The 19704-nt window shown below is 61.2% G+C and carries 17 protein-coding genes; 12 read left to right on the top strand and 5 right to left on the bottom strand.

What is annotated here, in order from left to right; genetic code table 11:
* The 5 genes from RUW20_RS16020 to RUW20_RS16040 all read left to right on the top strand — a co-directional run.
* The coding region (locus RUW20_RS16020; protein WP_313953223.1) for a peptide chain release factor-like protein at nt 1–311 on the top strand (311 nt) is incomplete at its 5' end.
* A 3-nt stretch (nt 312–314) separates the two neighbouring features.
* Nucleotides 315–800, top strand: a complete 486-nt coding sequence (locus RUW20_RS16025; protein ID WP_313953224.1) for an Ivy family c-type lysozyme inhibitor — start codon at nt 315–317, stop codon at nt 798–800.
* A gap of 22 nt (nt 801–822) precedes the next feature.
* Entirely contained in the window at nt 823–2337 is a 1515-nt protein-coding gene (gene lysS, locus RUW20_RS16030) for a lysine--tRNA ligase (protein ID WP_313953225.1), read from the top strand.
* Entirely contained in the window at nt 2338–3570 is a 1233-nt protein-coding gene (gene mnmC, locus RUW20_RS16035) for an FAD-dependent 5-carboxymethylaminomethyl-2-thiouridine(34) oxidoreductase MnmC (RefSeq protein WP_313953226.1), read from the top strand.
* 210 nt (nt 3571–3780) lie between these two features.
* A complete protein-coding gene (locus RUW20_RS16040) occupies nt 3781–4551 on the top strand; it encodes a glycine zipper 2TM domain-containing protein (RefSeq protein WP_313953227.1) in 771 nt (256 codons plus the stop codon).
* A gap of 60 nt (nt 4552–4611) precedes the next feature.
* On the opposite strand, the gene RUW20_RS16045 is transcribed toward RUW20_RS16040, so the two are convergent.
* Nucleotides 4612–4926 carry a helix-turn-helix domain-containing protein gene (locus RUW20_RS16045; protein ID WP_313953228.1) on the bottom strand — a complete coding sequence of 105 codons (315 nt, stop codon included), beginning with the start codon at nt 4924–4926 and terminating at the stop codon, nt 4612–4614.
* Complete coding sequence (locus RUW20_RS16050; RefSeq protein WP_313953229.1) at nt 4910–5221, bottom strand: type II toxin-antitoxin system RelE/ParE family toxin; 312 nt, start codon at nt 5219–5221, stop codon at nt 4910–4912. Before RUW20_RS16050 ends, RUW20_RS16045 begins: the two co-directional genes overlap by 17 nt.
* Nucleotides 5222–5505: 284 nt before the next feature.
* On the opposite strand from RUW20_RS16050, the gene RUW20_RS16055 reads away from it, so the two are divergent.
* The 3 genes from RUW20_RS16055 (at nt 5506) to RUW20_RS16070 (ending at nt 11758) form a co-directional block, all read left to right on the top strand.
* On the top strand, nt 5506–5898 hold the full coding sequence (locus RUW20_RS16055; protein WP_313953230.1) for a glycine zipper 2TM domain-containing protein: 393 nt from the start codon (nt 5506–5508) through the stop codon (nt 5896–5898).
* 637 nt (nt 5899–6535) lie between these two features.
* Complete coding sequence (locus tag RUW20_RS21740) at nt 6536–7729, top strand: GNAT family N-acetyltransferase (protein WP_409559378.1); 1194 nt, start codon at nt 6536–6538, stop codon at nt 7727–7729.
* Between the two features lie 57 nt (nt 7730–7786).
* Entirely contained in the window at nt 7787–11758 is a 3972-nt protein-coding gene (locus RUW20_RS16070) for a calcium-binding protein (RefSeq protein ID WP_313953231.1), read from the top strand.
* Nucleotides 11759–11847: 89 nt separating this feature from the next.
* Here RUW20_RS16070 and RUW20_RS16075 read toward each other — a convergent pair whose 3' ends face one another.
* Complete coding sequence (locus RUW20_RS16075) at nt 11848–12033, bottom strand: hypothetical protein (protein WP_313953232.1); 186 nt, start codon at nt 12031–12033, stop codon at nt 11848–11850.
* A gap of 643 nt (nt 12034–12676) precedes the next feature.
* Here RUW20_RS16075 and RUW20_RS16080 point away from each other — a divergent pair.
* The 3 genes from RUW20_RS16080 (at nt 12677) to RUW20_RS16090 (ending at nt 16247) form a co-directional block, all read left to right on the top strand.
* Nucleotides 12677–13777: a helix-turn-helix transcriptional regulator gene (locus RUW20_RS16080; RefSeq protein WP_313953233.1), complete on the top strand. Its 1101-nt coding sequence runs from the start codon at nt 12677–12679 to the stop codon at nt 13775–13777.
* 164 nt (nt 13778–13941) lie between these two features.
* Nucleotides 13942–15225: an aminotransferase class I/II-fold pyridoxal phosphate-dependent enzyme gene (locus RUW20_RS16085; protein ID WP_313953234.1), complete on the top strand. Its 1284-nt coding sequence runs from the start codon at nt 13942–13944 to the stop codon at nt 15223–15225.
* Nucleotides 15226–15320: 95 nt separating this feature from the next.
* A complete protein-coding gene (locus tag RUW20_RS16090; RefSeq protein ID WP_313953235.1) occupies nt 15321–16247 on the top strand; it encodes a GGDEF domain-containing protein in 927 nt (308 codons plus the stop codon).
* A 28-nt stretch (nt 16248–16275) separates the two neighbouring features.
* Here the strand turns inward: RUW20_RS16090 and RUW20_RS16095 are convergent, their stop codons facing one another.
* Together RUW20_RS16095 and zapE are read right to left on the bottom strand one after the other, a co-directional pair.
* Nucleotides 16276–17163: a hypothetical protein gene (locus RUW20_RS16095; RefSeq protein ID WP_313953236.1), complete on the bottom strand. Its 888-nt coding sequence runs from the start codon at nt 17161–17163 to the stop codon at nt 16276–16278.
* Nucleotides 17164–17193: 30 nt separating this feature from the next.
* Nucleotides 17194–18306, bottom strand: a complete 1113-nt coding sequence (gene zapE, locus RUW20_RS16100) for a cell division protein ZapE (protein WP_313953237.1) — start codon at nt 18304–18306, stop codon at nt 17194–17196.
* Nucleotides 18307–18610: 304 nt separating this feature from the next.
* Here zapE and RUW20_RS16105 point away from each other — a divergent pair, with 304 nt between their 5' ends.
* Nucleotides 18611–19624 (top strand): TRAP transporter substrate-binding protein, encoded by a 1014-nt coding sequence (locus RUW20_RS16105; RefSeq protein ID WP_313953238.1) that lies wholly within the window; start codon nt 18611–18613, stop codon nt 19622–19624.
* Nucleotides 19625–19704 lie beyond the last annotated feature (80 nt).

Raw genomic sequence — 19704 nt, forward strand, 5'->3', positions numbered from 1 at the left:
TCACGCACCTGCCGACCAACATCGTCGTCCAGTGCCAGAACGACCGCTCGCAGCATCGCAACCGCGCCGAAGCGATGGCGATGTTGAAGTCGCGCATCTACGAAGCGGAGATGCGCAATCGCCAGGCCGAGCAGCAGAAACTGGAAGATGCCAAGTCGGACATCGGCTGGGGCCACCAGATCCGCTCCTACGTGCTCGACCAGTCGCGAATCAAGGACTTGCGCACCAATGTCGAAGTCGGCAATACGCAGGGCGTGCTCGACGGCGACCTTGATCAGTTCATCGAAGCCAGCCTGAAACAGGGAGTCTGACCCGTGAAACGAATCGCCTGCTGCATCGCCCTGGCCAGTGCATTGATTGCTCCGGCCGGCGCGGCATCCCTCGACAGCTATGTCGGCCAGCAACCCGAAAGCCTGCTCAAGTCAAAGCCGGACTTTGCCAAGGCCTATCGCAGCGCCATCGGCAACCTCGATCTGCCGGCATGGACCGCGCGGCTCGCTGCCGGCAAGTTCGCCGAGATCGTCACCATCGACGGTAGCCGCTACCTGCTGACCTCGGCGTGCAGCTCGAAGGGCTGCCTCGACGAACGGATCTACGTCTTGTTCGACCCGCAAAGCCAACGCGCCAGCGGCATCTTCTTCCTGCCGCCGGCGAACGATGACCCTGGCGACATGCGCACGGCGTTTTCGCGCTGGTACGGGCTGCCGGCAGACGCGTCAAAGGCCAAACCGGTCAGCACCTTCCTGCTCGAACGCGCCATGGACGACGCCCAGAGCCTGGCCAACCCACCGCAGAACTGATCGCGAGAGATCGCTCCCCATCATGACCCACACCGACACCCCTCAGGACAGCTCGCCGCCAGCGGACGAGAATCACATCATCGCCGAACGTCGTGCCAAGCTCGCCGAGTGGCGGCAGACCGGCGCCGCCTATCCGAACGACTTCGCCCGCGAGAATACCGCCGGCAAGATCAGCGAACTGTACGAGGGCAAGACGCGCGAGGAACTTGCTGCCTTGCCGGTCGCCGTGCGGGTTGCCGGCCGGATCATGCTCAAACGGGTGATGGGCAAGGCCTCGTTCATCACCCTGCAGGATCTCTCCGGCCGTATCCAGGCCTACGTCAGCCGCGACCTGATCGGCGAGGAAGCCTACGCGGCATTCAAGCGCTGGGACATGGGTGACATGGTCGGCGCCGTCGGCACACTGTTTCGCACCCGCACCGGCGAATTGACCGTCGAGTGTTCCGAAGTGCGCCTGCTCGCCAAGTCGCTGCGACCCCTGCCGGAAAAGTTCCACGGGCTGACCGACCAGGAACAGAAGTACCGCATGCGCTACGTCGACCTGATCACCAACGAGCAGTCGCGGTTAACTTTCGCTATCCGTAGCCGGATCGTGCAGTCGATCCGCGGCTACATGGTCAACGACGGCTTCCTCGAAGTCGAAACGCCGATGATGCATCCGATCCCCGGTGGCGCATCGGCGAGGCCGTTCAAGACCCACCACAACGCGCTGGACATGGAGCTGTTCCTGCGCATCGCACCCGAGCTGTACCTCAAGCGCCTGGTGGTCGGCGGGCTGGAGAAGGTTTTCGAGATCAACCGCAACTTTCGCAATGAGGGCATCAGCCCGCGCCACAACCCCGAATTCACGATGATGGAGTTCTACGAGGCCTATTCGGAATACCGTCGGCTGATGAACTTCACCGAGGGCCTGCTGCGCCACAGTGCACGCGAAGCGCTGGGCAGCGAAACCTTCGAGTATCAGGGCCGCACGCTGGACTTCTCGCAGCCTTTTGCCCGCCTGACGATCATCGAAGCGATCCGCCGGAACCACCCCGGCTACAGCGTCGAACAACTCGGCGACGCCGGCTGGCTGCGCGAAAAGCTGACGGCGATGCAGGTCGAAGTGACGGCCGGAGCCGGTCTCGGTACGCTGCAATTGCTGCTCTTCGAAGAGGTGGCCGAGGCCGACCTGTGGGATCCCACCTTCATCATCGACTACCCGGCCGAAGTCAGCCCGCTGGCCCGCCGCAGCGACAGCAACCCGGAGATCGCCGAGCGCTTCGAGCTGTTCATTGCCGGCCGCGAAATCGCCAACGGCTTCTCCGAGTTGAACGATCCGGAAGATCAGGCGGCGCGTTTTCTCGAACAGGCGAAAGCCAAGGAAGCCGGCGACGAGGAAGCGATGTACTACGACGCCGACTACGTTCGTGCCCTTGAGTACGGTCTGCCGCCGACCGCTGGTTGCGGTATCGGCATCGACCGCCTGGTGATGCTGCTCACCGATTCGGCGAACATTCGCGACGTGATCCTGTTCCCGCAAATGCGGCCAGAGTAGTTGGCCGGGCCAGCCTCTCGCCGCCACGCGATCGTCATCGGTGCCGGTCTGGCCGGCAGCAGTGCGGCCGAACGCCTGGCGGCACGAGGCTGGACGATCGAGCTGATCGACCACGCCGACGGACCCGGCCAGGGCGCGTCTGGCAACCTGGCCGGCGTGCTGCGCCCGCTTCCCTCGCTCGACGACAATCGCCTGGCACGACTGACCCGGGCCGGCTTCGAGCATGCCCGCCGGCATTTCGACGCGCTTACCGCTGCTGCTCAGCCGCTGCGCTGGGGACAAACGGGGGTGCTTCATCTGGCACGCGACGAGACCCACGCCACCACCCAGCAGCGGGTCGTCGCAGCGCGCCACCCGGCCAACGACGAGTTGCGTTTCGTGGAGCGTGACCAAGCGCGAGAGCTCGCCGCCTGGCCAGTCGCCACCGGCGGCTGGTGGTTCCCCGGCGGAGGCTGGGTCGATCCAGCGTCCCTGTGCCGCGCCAACCTGGCGCACCACGCCGCGGCGATCAGGCCGCACTACCGCTGTCAGGTAGCCAGGATAGACCGCCAGGCCGGGCTTTGGCGCGCCTGTAATGCGGCTGGCGAGGTCATTGCCGAAGCGCCGGTGCTGATCCTGGCCAACGCCACCGCTGCCCGGAACTTTCCCGTTGCCGCACACTTGCCGCTACGCGCCGCCCGCGGGCAGGTTTCACATTTACCCGGCGAAGCGGGGTCAGCGCCACAAATCGTCGTCTGCCGACTGGGCTACGTGACCCCGGCGATAGACGGTGTGCGCTGCGCTGGCGCTACCTTTGGCATCGATGACGGTGAGCCGGCGCCACGCGAGAGCGATCACCTCGAGAACCTGGCCAAACTCGACTTCATCCTGCCGGGCTACGCCAGCAAGCTTCGCGCCCTCGACCTTGCCGGTCGCGTCGGTTTCCGGCCGCTGTCACCCGACCGTCTGCCAATGATTGGCGCCGTCGCCGACGCCGCGGCGATCGACGCCAATGCTCCCTCCAGGCCACTGGCCGAAATGCCGCGCTTACCGGGCCTCTACGTAATCAACGGCTTTGGCGCCCGCGGCATCGTCTGGTCGGCGCTGGCTGGCGAACTGCTGGCCTGCCTGATCACGGAGGCGCCGCTGCCCCTGACCGACGACCTGGTCCACGCAGTTGATCCAGGCCGCTTCCTGTTGCGTGGCAGGAACAAGCGAGTACGCGACAGAGCCTCACCGCCGGTCGGCGGGTAAGCTTTTTGTAAAGTTTTGTAGCCGCCGTCCTCCAAGGGCGCTGACAAAACGTTCGACACACATCAGCGACCCAGACGGTCATGAACTGTCGGGACACCCCCGATAATGAAAGTCATGTCCGTTTCCCTCATCCCCGACCTTCTCCCGCGTGGGGGAGAAGGGAGATTCGTGAGTCGCGAAGGCGACTGTCACTGTAAGGAGACAACCCGAATGCAAAGCCAAACAGGCAACACCCACCCGATGATTCTTGTCGCCGCCGCCTCGGTAGCGCTGCTCAGCCTGACCGGCGTCGCTTCGCTGGCCGGCTGGCTGCCAGGCCAAAGCGCTGCCGCGCCGCCAAGCGCCGAAGTGGCGGCGGTACCCGCCAGCACGGTAAAGCCCGACGCTACCCCCACCCCGGCCGCCGCCGAGAAGTCGACCGTCTCAAGCGCTCCTGCCGACTCCCATGTCGCCGTTCAGGCTCGCAACGAACCTGCCCCACGCCAGACCACGAAGCAGAGCACCAGCCAGAAGCCGGCACCGATCGCCTCGGAGCAACCGGCGCCCGCATCGCTACCGCCGTCGTATGACGGGGGTGGCACAACGCGGGTGGCGAACACCCCGCAGCAAGACAGCGGCATTTACGTCGAGAGCCGGAGCAAGGATGTCTGTCGCAACTGCGGCACCATCGAGAGCGTGCGCGAGATCAAGCAGGAGGGTGAGGGCTCGGGCATTGGCGCCGTCGCCGGCGGCGTGATCGGTGGGCTGCTCGGGAATCAGATCGGCGGCGGGCGTGGGCGCAGTGTCGCCACCGTTGCCGGCGTCGTCGGCGGCGCCTACGCTGGTCACGAGGTGGAGAAGAAAACGCGGGGCACACAGCAATATCAGATCACCGTGCGCCTCGACGACGACAAGGTGCAAACCTTCACCGAAACGCAAGCGCCCGTCTGGCGCGCCGGCGACCGCGTGCGCATCAGCAACGGACAGATCACCGGCATGTGACTTCGCCGATAGTCGACTTCCCAGGTCCTGCCGATCGCCGGGCCTCATCCGCCCAAGGTGCTACTTGGCTGCTACCGCCCGGAGAGCATCCGGGTTGGTGCTGGCGATAGCCAGCAAGGTGCGAGCGGCACCGCTCGGTTGCTTGCGGCCCTGCTCCCATCCCTGCAAGGTACGAACGGAAACGCCCAGGAGTGCAGCGAATTGCGACTGCGACAGGCCAGTTTTCTTGCGCGCTTCAATCACCGGCGACCAGACGGCTTGCACTTGATCTGCCTTCATCTCGCGCACCGACTGCAGGAGGTCAGCCGCGAGGTCGCGTTTGGCCTCGTAGGCGGCAAGTTCAAGCTTCTCCAGGGGCTTATTCTTCGAGGGCACGGCGAATCTCCTTCAACTTGGGGCCGGTAAGGTTGTCCGTCTTCGACTTCGCATACAAGGTGAGCAGAACAACCTCACCTTCTGCGGTACGGGTGAAGTAGATCACCCGGACACCACCCGACTTGCCAGAACCTGCTCGTCGCCAACGAACCTTTCGGATACCGCCGGACTCGGGCACAACATCTCCGGCAGTGGGGCGCTCAGCAATGTAGGCAGCAAACGCACCACGCTCCTCCTCTGTCCAGTAGAACGGCCACTGGCGCTGGAACAGGTGCGTTTCGACAACGGTGAACATCGTCGGACTATACGCCTTAGGCGCATGACTATCCAGTTGGTTCTTCTACGGGGCTAATCGGAATCGCGCGAAGCCTCGTAGCAGCCCCTCCCACACCGCCGCGCATACGTGACAGGCACATGGAAGCACGGCAGACGGGGACGGACGGAAGCTACTCGACCGTCCACCGACCCGACCGCGCTTGATTCAATGCGCCTGCCGGCACCCCTGTCGCCGTTCAGGCCCGCAACGAGCCGGCGCCGGCATCGCTACCACCGTCGTATGACGGGGGTGGTACAACGCGGGTGGCGAACACCCCGCAGCAAGACAGCGGCATCGCCGTCGAGAGCCGGAGCAAGGACGTCTATCGCAACTGCGGCACCATCGAGAGCGTGCGCGAGATCAAGCAGGACGGTGAGGGCTCCGGTATTGGCGCCGTCGCCCGCGGCGTGATCGGTGGGCTGCTCGGGAATCAGATCGGCGGCGGGCGTGGGCGCAGTGTCGCCACCGTTGCCGGCGTCGTCGGCGGCGCCTACGCTGGTCACGAGGTGGAGAAGAAAACGCGGGGCACACAGCAATATCAGATCACCGTGCGCCTCGACGACGACAAGGTGCAAACCTTCACCGAAACGCAAGCGCCCGTCTGGCGCGCCGGCGACCGCGTGCGCATCAGCAACGGACAGATCACCGGCATGTGAGTCCCGCTAGTAGCCGGCACTCCCCGCAATACGAGCGGAGAGGGGAACATTGGCATGATGGCCAAACGGCGATGAGTCTCGGAAAACCGAGCGGGTAGCTCTGGCGCGTGCGTTGGGCGCTAGCGCGGAAGCCTCGGCACGACAGCGCAAGCTACCGATGGCAGGATTTCCGGCCGACAGGGTGACCGAGGTGAACGGGCGATCGCTGCAGGCACCGATGCGCCGTGACGGCCACGGACGCGATCTGCCCGCAGCGACAGCCACCCCACGTCACATGGCGCACTGAGCGCCACAGCCGCCGATTCACGGGCCTACACCGCCCGCCCTTCCCTTCCCCACGCCAGCAGTTTGCGGGTACGGCACCGTGCGCTTGCCCGTCCCCCACCGGAATGACTGCCCCATTTCGCAACTCTCGCTGCGCCTTCAGAAGGCAGGTTTTTCATTACCACACCTGGGATCTCGTGTAAACCCCCCTCGAATATGAGGGATATACACGAATAGTGGAAAGCCATATTATTTCTGTGGCTCTCTCGATTTTCCACAATTCTCACAGGCGACACAACTCAGCCTCAAATATGGAGCGCTGGTTCGATCGCATCGCGATCCTTTGCATTAAGTAAATATTTTACTCATCGTCATGCAGACGTTTGCCGCTTGCTCACTTCTTGAACCCGCTTCCATTATCGGCAGGTCTGGCTATTCTTTCGACGAACTGCCGCAATATGTCGTGGAAGCCGCCAGGCAGTTGCATCAAGGAGAGCACAGAAAGGCCATCGAAACGCTTGACGTTGCCAGAACCGCCACGGCGCCTGATGTGCCATTGGACTCGATTATCGCGGCGACGGCGCATTGCCGACAAGGCAACTTCAAAGGCGCCCTGAAGGTCGCCGAACGCGGCCTGCAACAGGTCGGCAAGAATACTCATCTGCTCAACTGCCTGGGTATCGCTCTGACTGGACTCAACGAGCACAGCAACGCGCAACAGGTTTTCCTGCACGCCATCCAGGCCGACGCCGGCAATACCCATGCCTTCCTCAATCTTGCCCATGTCTTCCTGTCGCAGAACCATCCCGATGCCGCGTTCGAAACCTTGCAGCAGGGTCTGCGACAGAATCCAGGCAGCAACGAACTGGAAAAGCTTCTGCTGCAAATCCACCCCGCCTGGGTACAAGCACTGGTTGCCGGAAAGCTGAGGTTACGCACGCTGGCGCCGTCAGATGAAGCGTTTGTGCTGCGCTGCTTCACCGATCAACGGTTCATGACCAGCTACCACCGTTTTGCAACGAGAAGTCAGAGCAGACGCCAGATCCAGAGCGATCTCCAGCAGAACCCGCGTCTCGCCGTGTTGAACCGGAAGTCCGTCAGTTGGGTCGTCGAGCTTGCCGAGTCGACCGCTGCGCCGGGGCAGGACAACTCGGGCTACTGCCCGGTCGGGCTCGTCACCCTGGCTGAAATCCACCTGTGGGCTCGGCGTGCCGAGTTCCTGATCGGCTTTCCAGACAAGGACCGCCGCGGCAGCGGCACCCCGCTCGCCGCCACCCTGCTGCTCATGGACCATGCTTTCAACCGCATCGGTTTCAACAAGCTGACCAGCATTGTCTACGGCGACAATACCTTTTCACAACGCAATACGCTGGCTCTCGGTTTCACGCAGGAAGGCTTTCGCCCTGATCATTTACGTGATCTGAACACTGGGCATTGGCTCAGCATTTACGATAACGGCATGCTTAAAAAAGATTTTCGCGCCAATGCCCGGTTGAAACGACTTTCAAAGCGCTTGCTGGGTTTTGATGCCACCCGGTCGCGAACGGACAAAACGGTATTCTCATAACTATTTCGCCGGCTAAACTAATTTTCTAAAGCCACACATCTCTAAGGGGGAGTTACCATGAGCACAATTAATGGAACCATATCTGATGATGTCCTTGTTGGCACATCTGGCGACGACAGTATCTACGGGTTTGGGGGTAACGATAGCCTGGACGGTGGCGCTGGCAATGATTATCTGTTCGGCGATGCAGGCAACGACACCTATCTGTTCAGTCGTGGCAGCGGTCAGGACACCGTGTTCGATTATGATCCAAACCTCGGAAATCTGGATACCGTGCAGCTCGGCGCTGGAATCGCAACCAGCGATATCACCATCAGCCGTGACTTCTACAATCTGTATATCAAGATCAACGGCAGCACGGACAAGTTGACTGTAGCCAATTGGTTTGTCAGCAATGACTACAAAGTTGAACAGCTCAGGTTTGACGACGGCACGACGTGGAATACCACAGTCATGCTGGCCCAGATCAGCGAAACTGCCACCAGTGGCGATGACTTTTTTGCGGGTGATAGTGGCGCGAACACTTTCAGCGGACTCGGAGGCAATGACACATATGTTGTGGACCATCCGGGTGACGTGGTGAACGAGAATCCAAATGAAGGCTGGGATACCGTCTATTCCAGCATCACTTATACACTTCCGGCCAATGTGGAAATTCTAACGTTGACAGGAAACGCTGCCATTAATGGTACCGGCAATAATCTTGATAATCAAATTGACGGCAACGGCGCCGCCAACATCCTGGACGGTGGCGCTGGCAATGATTATCTGTACGGTGGCGCAGGCAACGACACCTATGTGTTCGGTCGTGGTAGCGGTCAAGACACCGTTTTCAATTATGATTCAACGCCCGGCCACCTGGATACCGTGCAGCTCGGCGCTGGAATCGCAACCACCGATATCACCATCAGCCGTGATTTCGACAATTTTTATATAAAGATCAACGGCAGTGCGGACAAGTTGACCGTAGTCAATTGGTTTGTCAGCAATGACTACAAAGTTGAACAGCTCAGGTTTGACGACGGCACGACGTGGAATACCACAGTCATGCTGGCCCAGATCAGCGAAACTGCCACCAGTGGCGATGACTTTTTTGCGGGTGATAGTGGCGCGAACACTTTCAGCGGACTCGGAGGCAATGACACATATGTTGTGGACCATCCGGGTGACGTGGTGAACGAGAATCCAAATGAAGGCTGGGATACCGTCTATTCCAGCATCACTTATACACTGCCGGCAGATGTGGAAGTTCTGCAGTTGACAGGAAACGCTGCCATCGATGGCACCGGCAATAACCTGGATAATATAATCATTGGTAACGATGCCGCCAACATACTGGACGGTGGTGCGGGCAATGACCATCTTTCGGGCAAAGCAGGCGACGACACTTATCTATTCGGCTTGGGCAGTGGTCAGGACTCTGTAAGCGATTATGATTCAACGCCCGGTAACCTGGATACCGTGCAGCTCGGCACTGGAATCACAACCGGCGATGTCACCATCAGCCGTGACCTTAACAATCTGTATATCAAGATCAATGGCAGCACGGACGAGTTGACTCTTGATAATTGGTTTAGCAACGACGGCAAAATCGAACAAATCCGGTTTGCCAACGGCACGATTTGGGATACAGCGACCATGCTGGCCCAGATCAACGAAATTGCCACCAGTGGCGATGATTTCTTTGCGGGGGATAGCGGCCCGAACACTTTCAGCGGACTGGGAGGCAATGACACTTATATCGTCGACCATCTGGGTGACGTAGTAAATGAAAATCCGAATGAAGGCTTGGATACCGTCTATTCCAGCATCACTTATACACTGCCGGCCAACGTGGAAGTTCTGACCTTGACAGGAAACGTTGCCATCAATGGCACCGGCAATAATCTGGATAATGAAATCTACGGTAACGATGCCGCCAACATCCTGGACGGGGGCGCGGGCAATGACCAGCTTTACGGCGGCAAGGGCAACGACACTTATCTATTCGGCTTGGGCAGCGGTCAGGACTATGTAAGCGAGTGGGATTCAAACCCCGGCAATCTGGATACCGTACAACTCGCTACTGGAATTACAACCAGCGATGTCACCATCAGTCGTAGCGGATACGACATGAATATCAACCTCAGGGGCAGCACAGACAGGATGACCCTGAGGGACTGGTTCCAGGGCGACTCTTACAAGATCGAACAGGTGAAGTTTGCCGATGGCACGACCTGGGATGCTGCGGCCCTGATCGCCAGGATCCCGGTACCTGATGATGGAGAGGCGTTACCCGCTCCCATCATCTCCGTGATTGAGGGCGCCACCATGAGTCGTCAGGACCACCTCGATGGAACGGCAACGATCCTTGTGACCACCCCGTCCAGCGGCGCACCTGCCCAACGCTATGTCAACGTGCCGGTGATCAACGACAGCCAGGGAGAGGTGGAGCTGGGCGTCCGCCTGCCCACCGGTGCCGGCATCAGCCTCGACGGTCGGCAACAGGCGCAAGACCAACAGGCAGCGCTCAACGATTTCATCGCCCGCATCGGCGCCAATACCGATGCCAGCAGCAACACCCGCAAGGAAGCAGTCGAGACCACGCAAAACCTGTTCGCCGGCTTGGCCGCGGGCAATACCGTTATCGTCGCCAGTGTGCAGCCGGTGGTCAGTGGCAATCAGGCACCCACGGATCCCCTGGTCATTCATGGGTCGCCACAAAGCGATGGCATCAAGGTGGCGCTGCTCATCGATACCACAAAACTGCCTCAAGGCACCATCATTCAACTGGACGGTATCGAGCTGGCGGTAGTCATCGGTGCTGCCCGGCTGACCGGCGGTGCTGGTGACAACGTGGTGATCGGCGATGAGCAGCAACAGTTCATGGTGCTGGGTGCCGGCGATGACCGCTTGTACGGCGGTGATGGTGACGACACCATCGGCAGCCTTGGTGGCAACGATCAGCTCTTTGGTGGTGCCGGCAATGACACCCTGTTCGGTGGCAGTGGCAACGACGAGCTGACCGGTGGTACGGGCAACGACCACATCAACGGTGGCTTCGGCTTCGACATTGCTCACCAGGCCGGGAGTCTTGCCGATTATCAGGTTCAGAGCAACAGCGACGGGGTGGTTCTGACCTCGATCGCCACCGGTGAAGTTGATGTATTCGTCGATATCGAGAGCATACGCTTTGACAGTGGCGCCAGCTTGGGCGTTGCCTACAGCAAGGGCGAAGCAGTGGCGCAGCACCTGATCAGCACCTGGCTGCAGCGCGACATGACCGTTGCCGAAGGCGAGGCGGTGCAACAGCACCTGGCCAATGCCAGTCCGGCGGACATTGTCCGTGCTTTCCTGACCCTGCCGGAGGCGTCATCCCTGCAGGGCAAGAGCGCTGGCGAGTTGCTCGCCGGCGTCGACAGCAACCCGGCCATCATCCGGATACCGACCGAACGCGCACTGGTCGGGAGCAGTGGTGATGACCAGGGCTATTTGCCAGGCGAGCTTGCCTTGAGTATCGATGGCGCCGCCGGATACGACGTGCTGCACGTGCAGGGTTCGCGCAAGGATATGCATCTCGAAGCCCTGGGCGGCAATCTCGAGCTGACCCAGCTCAACGATGGTCGCATGACGACGCTGAAAAACGTCGAAATGATCGCTTTTGACAGTGGCGAAACGGTGGCGATTGCGCACAATGCTGTCGAAGGGGTTCTCGGGCGCCTGGTACATACCTTCCTGAATCAGGATCCGACGCTTGAACTATGGCGGGCGGGACTCGATGCGCTGGCGCAGAACGTGGCGCCCGACGATATCCTGGACTGGTTCCAGGCCAACGCCGGACTGACGCAGCTCAATGACCAGGACTATGTCCAGACCTTGTACATGAACACCTTGCAGCGCCAGGCCACATCCACGGAGTTGAGTACGCATCTGGACGCCCTGAACGCTGGTGCGATCGACCGCAGTTGGCTGGCGGTTGAAATCGCTGCGACGGCGGAAGCGGCTGAAGTGATCGGCAGTCGAGTCCTCGTCATGGACGGTTGGATGTAGATGACGACGGCTTTCGGGGCGGATCTTGCCGCCCCGAAAGATTGCGCCGGGCTTGCGAAGTGAACGCAGGGAGTAAATGCCAGGCGCGCTCAGAAATGGTCGCGTTCCGGCGTGATTCCGCTAGCGCGCGTGGGCATCTGAATGCGCTGGAGGTCGTAGAAAGCGTGGTTGCCGGCACCGTAGGCACCGGCAACCACCAAGCCTGCGCCAAGACCGGCAACGAGCGTCTGGCGCAGCGCGACGTCCTCCTCCTTTGGTGTTGAAAGCAAACACATCGGGCACCTTCCCCGAGTGGCCGCCGCCGGCCATCCCGATCGTTTTCTGGTTGCAACTACACGAAATCGGTGGCTACGGCAGAAAAGCAAAATACATACCGACTCGTCAAGTGTCTACTTTATTGCCTGTTCTCATATCAAGCATTGCTGCAACTGTAAGATTTGTCGACAGCTCTCGCGGTCCGAATTCCCGCGCAGTGGACAGGCGGACAGCAGATTGCTGCCTTAGCCGTCGAATGCGGAATCACCCGCGCTTCGCCACCTGAGAACGGGCCAAACGGTCATGAACTGTCGGGACACCCCGGATAATGAAAGTCATGTCCGTTTCCCTCATCCCCGACCCTTCTCCCGCGCGGGGGAGAAGGGAGATTCGTGAGTCGCGAAGGCGACTTTCACGGTAACGCGAGATCACCGAGTACATCGGTACCTCTCCAACCGAATCCGAAGGCGGGTACGCTTTGGCGATCTGTCACCCACCTGTGTCAGCCGGCAGATCTGTGCGCAACAGATAGTCGCCTGACTGCTTGGACTCTACGACCCGCCACCAACCGACAGTCACCTTCCGCAAACGACGTCACCCCCCCCGGTTCTAGGGGGTATCGGACAAAGCCACAGTACTGATAACATCGCTAGCGGAGGGGTGATGACGACAGACAAGCTCGACAGCGGGCTGTGTGCGCTGATAGATATCATCTATAGGCGGCAGACGCTGAGTCACGACCCTCTGGCCGTGATGCCAGAGTGGTTTGATGCACTGCGCCGCCTGCTCCCCTTCTCATCGGGTGTGTTCATGCCGATTGACCCGGTCGACGGCGCGTTCCGCCAAGGCTACACGCACGATTGCGATCAGCAGGGCATGCGCGACTACCTTGAGCATTACCAGACACTGGATCCCTACGTGATCTGGCAACCCGCACTCACCAACCCGAATACGGTGGTGCGGCTGTCGGACGTTACCGATATTGCCCGAACGGTCCGCGGCGAGTTTGGTGACTTCATGACCCGCATTCCCTACTTCCATGCACTGGCCGTCGTTCCACAGCTGAACGGCGTGCCGCTAGGTGCGTTCTCGGTGCACCGGCAGCGTCGGCAACGCGACTTCAACCCGTGCGAGATGGCGCTGTTTCAATGGTTCGTGGGCCATGCCGCGACCTCCATGGAGCACCGGTCGCTACAACGCCATCACGCTCAGAAGCGGCACCGAGGCGTCCTGATAGTCAGCCGCGAAGGCCAGATCCAGGCCCTGAATCCGGAAGCACAGCGGATTCTCGAATCACTGCCTGACAACGAGGCCCAGATTCTGCCCGGGCGATCCGACTCATCCCTCATCTGGCGCTGCGGCGGCGAGGTATTCGTCGTCAGGACTCAACGAGTCGATCCGACAAGAATTTTCGGCCTGGGCGATGCCAGTCAGGTGGAGCCCTCTGCCGCGCTGGACCGCCTGGCGAAGCGGCTGCGAGTTGCGGAAAGCGAGCAGCGAAGCCAGTTTGCCGTGACCTTCGAAAAGCTCGACGTCCACGACGACGTGCGCAGCGAGGTCTTCGGGCTGCATCTCTCGCCGCAGCAGAAGCGCGTGGCGATCCTCCTGCTCAAGCGTTATGAGCCACGCCAGATCGCCGAGATCCTGGCCCTGTCACCGCACACGGTACGCGAGTACGTGAAGGATATTTGCCACCGCGCCGGGGTGAATGGCTGCGAACAGCTAATCACGAAGCTGTCCAACGGAAACGGCGCCAACCCTTAGGCCAGGGGCCGATTCCCGCCCGCACGACGATAGACCGCGAGATGCGCATGCGGGCGCCATTTCGACGATGGCGACGGGACGATTGCGGGTCTGATGCAGCGAACATGAAGTGCTAAGATGCTGGCCTGCAGGAACAGCGCGCCAACCATCCAGGGAGACATGGCATGAAACTCGAAACCCTCGCCGTCCACGCCGGCTACAGCCCCGAACCGACGACCAAGGCGGTAGCCGTACCGATCTACCAAACCACGTCCTACTCGTTCGACAGCACGCAGCACGGCGCCGACCTGTTCGACCTCAAAGTGGCCGGCAACATCTACACGCGAATCATGAACCCAACCCAGGATGTCCTGGAAAAGCGGATTGCCGCCATGGAAGGCGGCATCGGCGCGCTGGCCGTGGCCTCGGGCCAGGCGGCGATCACCTATGCCATCCAGACGATTTCCGAAGCCGGTGACAACATCGTCTCGGCGTCCACGCTCTATGGTGGCACCTACAATCTCTTCGCCCACACGCTGCCGCAATACGGACTCGAGGTGCGCTTCGCCGATTACGCCGATCCGGCCAGCTTCGAGAAGCTGATCGACGGCAAGACCAAGGCCTTGTATTGCGAATCGATCGGCAATCCGCTGGGCAATGTCACCGATTTCGAGAAGCTCGCGGAGATCGCGCATCGGCACGGCATCCCGCTGATCGTCGACAACACCGTCCCCTCGCCCTATCTATGCCGCCCGTTCGAGCATGGTGCCGACATCGTCGTACATTCGCTGACCAAGTACATTGGCGGCCACGGCAACTCGATCGGCGGCATCATCGTCGACAGCGGTCGCTTTCCCTGGGCCGAGCACAAGGCGAAGTTCAAGCGTCTCAACGAGCCGGACGTTTCCTACCACGGCGTGGTCTACACCGAAGCCCTGGGCCCGGCCGCCTTCATCGGCCGCGCCCGCGTCGTACCCTTGCGCAACATGGGTGCCGCGATTTCGCCGTTCAATGCCTTCCTGATCCTGCAGGGGCTGGAGACCTTGCCGCTGCGCATGGATCGCATCTGTGCCAACACCGAAAAGGTCGCCGCCTACCTGAAAGGACACGCCAAGGTCGCCTGGGTCAACTATGCCGGGCTGCCCGATCATCAGGACCACGCGCTGATTCAGAAGTACATGCAAGGCAAGGCTTCCGGCATTCTCACCTTTGGCGTCAAAGGCACCGACTGCAGTGGCTCGGAAGCCGGTGGCCGCTTCCAGGATGCCCTGCAGCTGTTTACCCGGCTGGTCAACATCGGAGACAGCAAGTCGCTGGCCTGCCACCCGGCGTCGACGACGCACCGCCAGCTGGCGCCGGCGGAACTGGCCAAGGCCGGCGTCTCCGAAGAGATGATTCGCCTGTCGGTTGGCATCGAGCATATCGATGATCTGATCGCCGATCTGGAGCAGGCTCTAGCTGCCGCCTGACGGGGCTGCCACGATCTGCGGGGGCACCCAGGTCATGACATCGCCAACGAGCGCCGGGGGGGATTCTGCGGTAGCATACGCGCTCCGTTGTGTGCGTGTTCTCCCCGTTTATGACCAATAGCGCCTATCGCCTGCCGCTGGTTAATCTTCGTGCTGATGATGCGGAGATCGGGCACTATGCGGCGCTGCTCGACAGCTTGAGTATCGGACTGTTGGTGTTCACTGCCAGCGGTTCATTGCAGCGAAGCAATGCGCAGGCTAACGCCCTGCTGGAGCACGCGACGACGATATGGGAGGACGAAAACGGCGAGACAATCGCTGCCGACAATCGTCTTGAAACGCTGGTGCTAAAGACCCGGCAACCGGTTCGTCAACGTGCGATCGGACTCCGGGCGGGTGAGTCGGGGCCAGTCGTCTGGTGCTCGGCCAGCGCCTTCCCGGTGTTCGCCGACGACGGTAGCCTCCGACGCATTCTCCTGACGCTGGCCGACCTGAGCCGGCATAACTGGCTAGCCAGCGAAACCCAGGAACTCCCGACACACGACCCGCTCACCGGCGTCTTCGCGCAGCGCTACATCTCGCTCTTGCTCGACGATGAGGGTCGCCGGGCACGGCGCTACGGCACGCCTTTCGCTGTCGGCCTGGTGGCCATAGACCACTTCCGCGAGCTCTGCGAAACCCATGGCACACAAGCCGGCGAGCTCATTCTGGCCGACGTCGGCCGCCTGATATCACGGTGCATGCGCGAATTCGACATGATCGGTCGCTTTGACGCCAATCATTTCCTGCTGATTATGCCCAATGTGCGCGTCAACGAGGCGATCGTCGGCCTCGAACGCCTGCGTGAGCAGATCGAGCTGAGTCACGCTGACAACACCGACGTACCGCTGACGATCAGTGGCGGGGTAAGCGAGTTCACCGGCGAGGATTCGGCAGCGCTGATCGAAGACGTCCGCTCCCTGCTCGCTGCTGCGCTGGAAGCCGGCGGCAACCGGGTCTGCGTCGATCTGGATTTCTTCTAGTCTCGCCCGCCGCCCCGCCGGACAGACTTCAGGGTAATTCCTCCACCTGCAACCAGACGCCGCGTTGATCCAGGCTTTGGCTGGTGCCACCCCGTAGCGGCCCACGCTCACCGGCATCCACTTGCTGGCTGCTGCCACCAAGCTCCAGCCATTCGCCCAGGCGACCGGAAACGGTGGTGGACAAGCGCTGCGTGTCGACGCTGCCGTAACCCCGACCGGCGGCTGAATCGAACTGTGGACTGATCTCGAGCGTCACGCGCTCGCCGGCTACCCGAGGGGTGGCGTAAAAACCCTGCCCGAGTTCGCGATAGACGACTGTTTCGCTGACCAGCACCCCGTTCCGACCGATCCCCGTCTGCCGCAACGGCACCGGCAGCGACTGTCCGACGTAAATGAACGCACGACCACCCTCGACCACCTGCACCATCTGCGTGCCCGCCAGCGTGCGTGTCCTTTGCGCGTCGTGCAGCTGCGCGCTGACTCGCGAGTCGCCGCGCCTGACCTCGATTGTGCTGCTGCCCGTCGCGCCCCTTGGTGCTTGGACGAGACCAAGCGACTCGCCGAAATCGACCCGACCTGCCACTTCGGCGCCCTGCTGTCGGTCTACCACATCGCGGCTCTGACTGACCCGGATCAGCAAGCGGCGTGCCGGCGTGTCGATCGCCGCCAGGGCCTGCTTGATCTGCTGCCGGTTGCGGCTCGAAGCGCGCAGGATCAACTGGTCGTTGATCCCGGAGAGAGTGCCTCCGGCTTCGAGCAAAGGCTGCAAAACCGGCAACACCTGATCCAGAGTGCGATGCCTGAGGGCAATGATTTCCATCTCCTGCTGCGCCAGCGCCAGCGCCGGCAGGCAGGCGAACAGTAGCCACAACAGGCGGCGACAAGCGCCGGCGACGGAAAGAAGCGAGCTGTTCATGGCCTCTCCCCTCGGCAAACACCCGGCCGCTCAGGACAGATGCGGTAGCCCGAGATACTCGCGCGAGCGCATCTCGGTCAGACGGCTGGCTGTGCGGAAGAACTCGCCGGCCTGCGTGCCCTGCGTATAAAGCGCTTCCGGGCTGCAATCCGCGGTGGCAATCAGCTTGACCTTGTGATCATAGAAGATGTCGACCAACCAGGTGAAGCGGCGCGCCTCGGAGGCCATGCTCGCCGACATCTTCGGGATCGCCGACAGCAACACAGTATGGTAGGCGCGCGCCAGTTCGAGGTAATCGTTCTGCGAACGCGGCCCCCCGCACAGTGACCTGAAATCAAACCAGATCACGCCATTGCCGCGACGCAGCGTCGGGATCTCGCGACCAAGGACTTCGATGCTGCCACCGCTTGCGCCCTCGCCGCGGGCCATGGCGGTGAAATAGTCGGCCATCTTCAGCTCGGCCGCGGCATCGGCCGGGTAGTGGAAGATCTCCACCTGCTCGAGCGTCCGCAAGCGGTAATCGACGCCCGAATCGATCTCCAGCACGTCCATCCGCGACTTGATCAGCGCGATCGTCGGCAAAAAGTTCTCGCGCTGCAAGCCATTCGGATAGAGCCGGTCGGGCGGGTAGTTGGAGGTCATCACAAAGACCACGCCTTTCTCGAACAAGGCTTCGAGCAAGCGGCCAAGGATCATCGCATCGGCGATGTCCGAGACGTGAAACTCGTCGAAGCAGAGCAGCCGGACCTCGCTGGCAATGCGTTCGGCCACCCGCAGCAGCGGATCACTCTCACCCTTCAGTTGATTGAGCTGGCGATGAACGCCGTGCATGAAGGCATGGAAGTGAACCCGCCGCTTGCGACGGTAGGGCACCGCGTCGAAGAAACAGTCCATCAGGAAGCTCTTGCCGCGGCCTACGCCGCCCCAGAAATAGACCCCGCGCGGTAGCTCAGGCGGCGCAAAAAATCGTCGCAAGGTGCTGCGCCGGCCAATCTTGAAAGACAGCAGTTCGTAGTACAGGCGCTGCAGGCGTTCCGCGGCCAGCCGCTGAGCCGTATCAGCGGTGAAATTGCGCGACGAGAGCACCAGCTCGTAGGCGTCGAGCATGCCACGTTCGGGGACCTTGAGGATTCGGTGAGGCATCGGCATCTTTCCGGTGCTCGGAGGACACTCCTCGCACCTGGCGTGGTGAACGGTGAGGCCGACGGCCCGTTTCTCTCCCGCCGCCGCGCCCCGGGCAATGCCGACATTCTAAACCAACATCGCCGACGAAGCGGCAGGACCGGCGTTACGACCGAGGACTTCCGCACTTCCAGCATCGCCACCTCGGTCGATCGCCGATTGCGTGTTTTCCACAATATGCGAGCGTGCCGCTTTCTGTGATATTTCGCGCCGCAGTACACAAACTATTTTGTTCACGAATTACTTTGTCAATGAAGGAGGTGCCATGAGAATTTCCAGATTGCTCTTTGCTGTGGTGATCAGCGGCCTGTTCGCCACGCCCTTCGCGGCCCTGGCGGACGACCCGATCGTCATCAAGTTCAGCCACGTTGTGGCCAACGACACGCCCAAGGGCCTGGCCGCCGAGTTTTTCGCCAAGCGCGCAGCCGAACTGACCAAGGGCAAGGTCAAAGTTGAAGTGTACGGCAACTCGACGCTGTACAAGGACAAGGAAGAGCTGGAGGCGCTACAGCTCGGCGCCGTCCAGATGCTCGCCCCGTCGCTGGCCAAGTTCGGCCCGCTCGGCGTAAAGGAATTTGAAGTCTTCGACCTACCGTACATCTTCGACAATTATGCCGATCTGCACAAAGTCACACAGGGTCCGATTGGAAAGAGCCTGTTGAAGAAACTGGAGCCGAAGGGTGTGACCGGTCTGGCCTTCTGGGACAACGGCTTCAAGTCGTTTTCCGCGAACACGCCGATCCTGATGCCGGAGGACCTGAAGGGCAAGAAGATGCGCATTCAGTCGTCCAAGGTGCTCGAGGCGCAGATGCGGGCGCTGAAGGCGATTCCGCAGGTGATGGCCTTCTCCGAGGTCTATCAGGCGCTGCAGACCGGCGTTGTCGATGGTACCGAGAACCCGATCTCGAACCTGTTCACGCAGAAGTTTTTTGAAGTGCAGAAGCACCTGGCACTGACCGAGCACGGCTATCTGGGTTACGCCGTAATCGTCAACAAGAAGTTCTGGGACGGTTTGCCGGCGGATGTTCGCGGCCAGCTCGAAGCGGCGATGAAGGACACCACAGAGCACGCCAACAAGATCGCCAAGGAGCAGAACGACAAGGACCTGGAAGGGGTGAAGAAGAGTGGCAAGACGGCGATCCACGTGCCGACCCCCGAGCAGCGCAGGGCTTTCAAGAAGGCACTGATCCCCGTACATGAAGAAATGGCATCGCGCATCGGCAAGGATCTGCTGCAGTCGGTGTACAAGGAGACCGGCTTCGATCCGAGCAAGCTCTGAGCGCGAAAAGAACTTGGTGAACAGCCCGTTGGGACGCCTGGCCCGACGGGTTTTTTTTCAGGCAGTCGGGGGACTTCCGA

It is taken from the genome of Accumulibacter sp. (assembly GCF_032229525.1).
Taxonomy (GTDB): Bacteria; Pseudomonadota; Gammaproteobacteria; order Burkholderiales; family Rhodocyclaceae; genus Accumulibacter.

Bases quoted from the DNA above. Each gene is read 5' to 3' on its own strand.
- lysS (WP_313953225.1), top strand. From the start codon at position 823: ATGACCCACACCGACACCCCTCAGGACAGCTCGCCGCCAGCGGACGAG.
- RUW20_RS16040 (WP_313953227.1), top strand. From the start codon at position 3,781: ATGCAAAGCCAAACAGGCAACACCCACCCGATGATTCTTGTCGCCGCC.
- RUW20_RS16050 (WP_313953229.1), bottom strand. From the start codon at position 5,221: ATGTTCACCGTTGTCGAAACGCACCTGTTCCAGCGCCAGTGGCCGTTC.
- RUW20_RS21740 (WP_409559378.1), top strand. From the start codon at position 6,536: ATGCAGACGTTTGCCGCTTGCTCACTTCTTGAACCCGCTTCCATTATC.
- RUW20_RS16070 (WP_313953231.1), top strand. From the start codon at position 7,787: ATGAGCACAATTAATGGAACCATATCTGATGATGTCCTTGTTGGCACA.
- RUW20_RS16075 (WP_313953232.1), bottom strand. From the start codon at position 12,033: ATGTGTTTGCTTTCAACACCAAAGGAGGAGGACGTCGCGCTGCGCCAG.
- RUW20_RS16080 (WP_313953233.1), top strand. From the start codon at position 12,677: ATGACGACAGACAAGCTCGACAGCGGGCTGTGTGCGCTGATAGATATC.
- RUW20_RS16085 (WP_313953234.1), top strand. From the start codon at position 13,942: ATGAAACTCGAAACCCTCGCCGTCCACGCCGGCTACAGCCCCGAACCG.
- RUW20_RS16095 (WP_313953236.1), bottom strand. From the start codon at position 17,163: ATGAACAGCTCGCTTCTTTCCGTCGCCGGCGCTTGTCGCCGCCTGTTG.
- zapE (WP_313953237.1), bottom strand. From the start codon at position 18,306: ATGCCTCACCGAATCCTCAAGGTCCCCGAACGTGGCATGCTCGACGCC.
- RUW20_RS16105 (WP_313953238.1), top strand. From the start codon at position 18,611: ATGAGAATTTCCAGATTGCTCTTTGCTGTGGTGATCAGCGGCCTGTTC.